The 2,588-nt window shown below is 64.2% G+C and carries 1 protein-coding gene; it reads left to right on the top strand.

Going from position 1 to position 2,588, the window contains the following annotated elements; all coding sequences use genetic code 11:
- Positions 1 to 2,588 (top strand): Ig-like domain-containing protein (locus C2I19_RS06145; RefSeq protein WP_233201118.1); only part of this gene is annotated, 2,588 nt, incomplete at both ends.

Raw genomic sequence — 2,588 nt, 5'->3', positions numbered from 1 at the left:
CAGCGCGACGCGCACCATCAGCTTCGTGGTCAACGATGGCACCAAGAACAGCGCGGCGACGACCAAGACGGTGACGGTGGCGGATACAGACCAAACTCCGATCGCCAATACCAGCGATGGCAGCGCCGCATTTACTGCCGGCGACAACGTGACGTCCACGCCCGTGGCGGTGGATAACGGCATTGTCGTGTCCGACCTGGACAACACCACGCTGGCCAGCGCGACGGTGTCGATCACCGGCAATTTCCATAGCGGCGAAGACGTGCTGGCGTTCAGCAACACTAACTCCACCACCTACGGCAATATCACGGCCAGTTATAACAGCGGCACCGGCGTGCTGACGCTGAGTTCCAGCGGATCGACGGCGACGGTGGCGCAATGGCAGGCGGCGTTGAGGGCGGTGACGTATACCGACAGCGCGGTGACGCCGAACACGGCGACGCGGACGGTTAGTTTCGCGGTTAGCGACGGTACCAAGACCAGCGACGTGTCGACGCGCAACGTGACAGTGGCGGATACCGACCAAACGCCTATCGCGACGGTATCCGGCGCCAGCGGCAGTTACACCATTAGCAGCACGCCGACACCGGTGGCGGTGGACAGCGGCATCACGCTGTCCGACCGCGATAACGCCACCCTGGCGAGCGCGACGGTATCGATCACCGGCAACTTCCACAGCGGCGAAGACGTGCTGGCGTTCACCAATAACAATTCCACCACCTACGGCAACATCAGCGCCAGCTACAACAGCGGCACCGGGGTGCTGACCTTGACCTCTAGTGGTTCGACGGCGTCGGTCGCGCAATGGCAGGCGGCGTTGCAGGCGGTGACGTACAACGACACGTCCGGCTCGCCTAATTCGTCCACTCGCGTGATTAGTTTCGCAGTCAACGATGGAGAAAAAAACAGCTCGGCGGTGACGCGCAGCATCGCCATGCAATTGCCGACGCCGACTGTCAGCGGACTGACCGCAGGCACGGATACGGGCTCCAGCAGCACGGATGGCGTCACCAGCGACAATACGCCGACGGTGACCGGCACCGCTACAGCCAACAGCACAGTCACCGTCTATGTGGATGGGGTCTCTGTCGGCACGACTACTGCCAGCGGCACTGGCGCGTGGAGCTATAACTTCACGTCCAGTCTGGCCGACGGCAGTCATGCCATCACCGCGATGGCGACTAGCGGCAGCGTAAACAGCAGCGTGTCTACCGGCTATGCGACGGTGATCGACACCAGCGTGCCGAGTGCGCCGACAGTGACGGGTCTGAACGCGGCCACCGATACCGGCAGCAGCAATAGCGACGGCATCACCAGTGTCAATACGCCGACGGTGCAAGGCACGGCGGAAGCCAACAGTACTGTGACGGTGTATATCGATGGCTCTGCAGTGGGCACGGCTACGGTGGATGGCAGCGGCGCGTGGACTTACAACGTCACCGGCAGTCTGGCCGACGGCAACCATAGCATCAAGGCGACTGCGACCGACGCGGCGGGCAACGTCAGCAGCCAATCGACGGCATACAACGCTACCATCGACACGGCGGCGCCAAACGCGCCGACAGTGAGCGGACTGACTGCCGCTACCGACACTGGCGCCAGCAGCACGGACGGCGTCACCAGCAACAACACGCCGACGGTGCAGGGCTCGGCCGAGGCCAACAGCACGGTGACGGTATACGTCGATGGCTTCCAGGTAGGTACCACTACGGCCAATGGCAGCGGCGCGTGGAGTTATAGCCTGACCACCAGTTTGCCTGATGGCAATCATGGCGTCAGGATCACGGCGACAGACGCGGCAGGCAACACCAGCACGCTTTCCGATGCGTACAGCGTGACTATCGACACCAGCGCGCCGAGCGCGCCGACCGTGAGCGGACTGACGGCGGCTACAGATACCGGCACCAGCAATACGGATGGCCTCACCGACAACAATACTCCGACAGTGCAGGGTACGGCTGAGGCTAACAGCACGGTGACAGTGTATGTGGACGGCACGGCGGTGGGCACCGCCACGGCCGATGGCAGCGGCGCATGGAATTACAGCCTGTCCAGCAGCCTGGCCGATGGCAATCACAGCATCCGGGCGACGGCGACCGACGCGGCCGGCAATGTCAGCGGCCAATCCACGGCCAAGTCCATCACCATCGACACCAGCGCGCCGGTCGCGCCGACTGTCAGCGGGTTGACGGCGGCGACAGACACCGGCGCCAGCAGCACGGACGGCATCACCGCCAACAACCGGCCTACCATAACCGGCACAGCGGAAGCGGGCAGCCGAGTGACGGTGTATATCGACGGCACGGCGGTGGGGACGGAGACGGCCAATGGCAGCGGGGTATGGAACTACAGCCTGTCCAGCAGCCTGGCCGATGGTAATCACAGCATCCGGGCGACGGCGACCGACGCGGCCGGCAATGTCAGCGGCCAATCCACGGCCAAGTCCATCACCATCGACACCAGCGCGCCGATCGCGCCGACTGTCAGCGGGCTGACGGCGGCGACAGACACCGGCGCCAGCAGCACGGACGGCATCACCGCCAACAACCGGCCTACCATAACCGGCACAGCGGAAGCGGGCAGCCGAG

This window comes from Chromobacterium alticapitis (assembly GCF_002924365.1).
GTDB classification, from domain to species: Bacteria; Pseudomonadota; Gammaproteobacteria; order Burkholderiales; family Chromobacteriaceae; genus Chromobacterium; species Chromobacterium alticapitis.
Note: the sequence above shows the minus strand (reverse complement) of the source record. Positions and strands in the feature narration are given on the sequence as shown.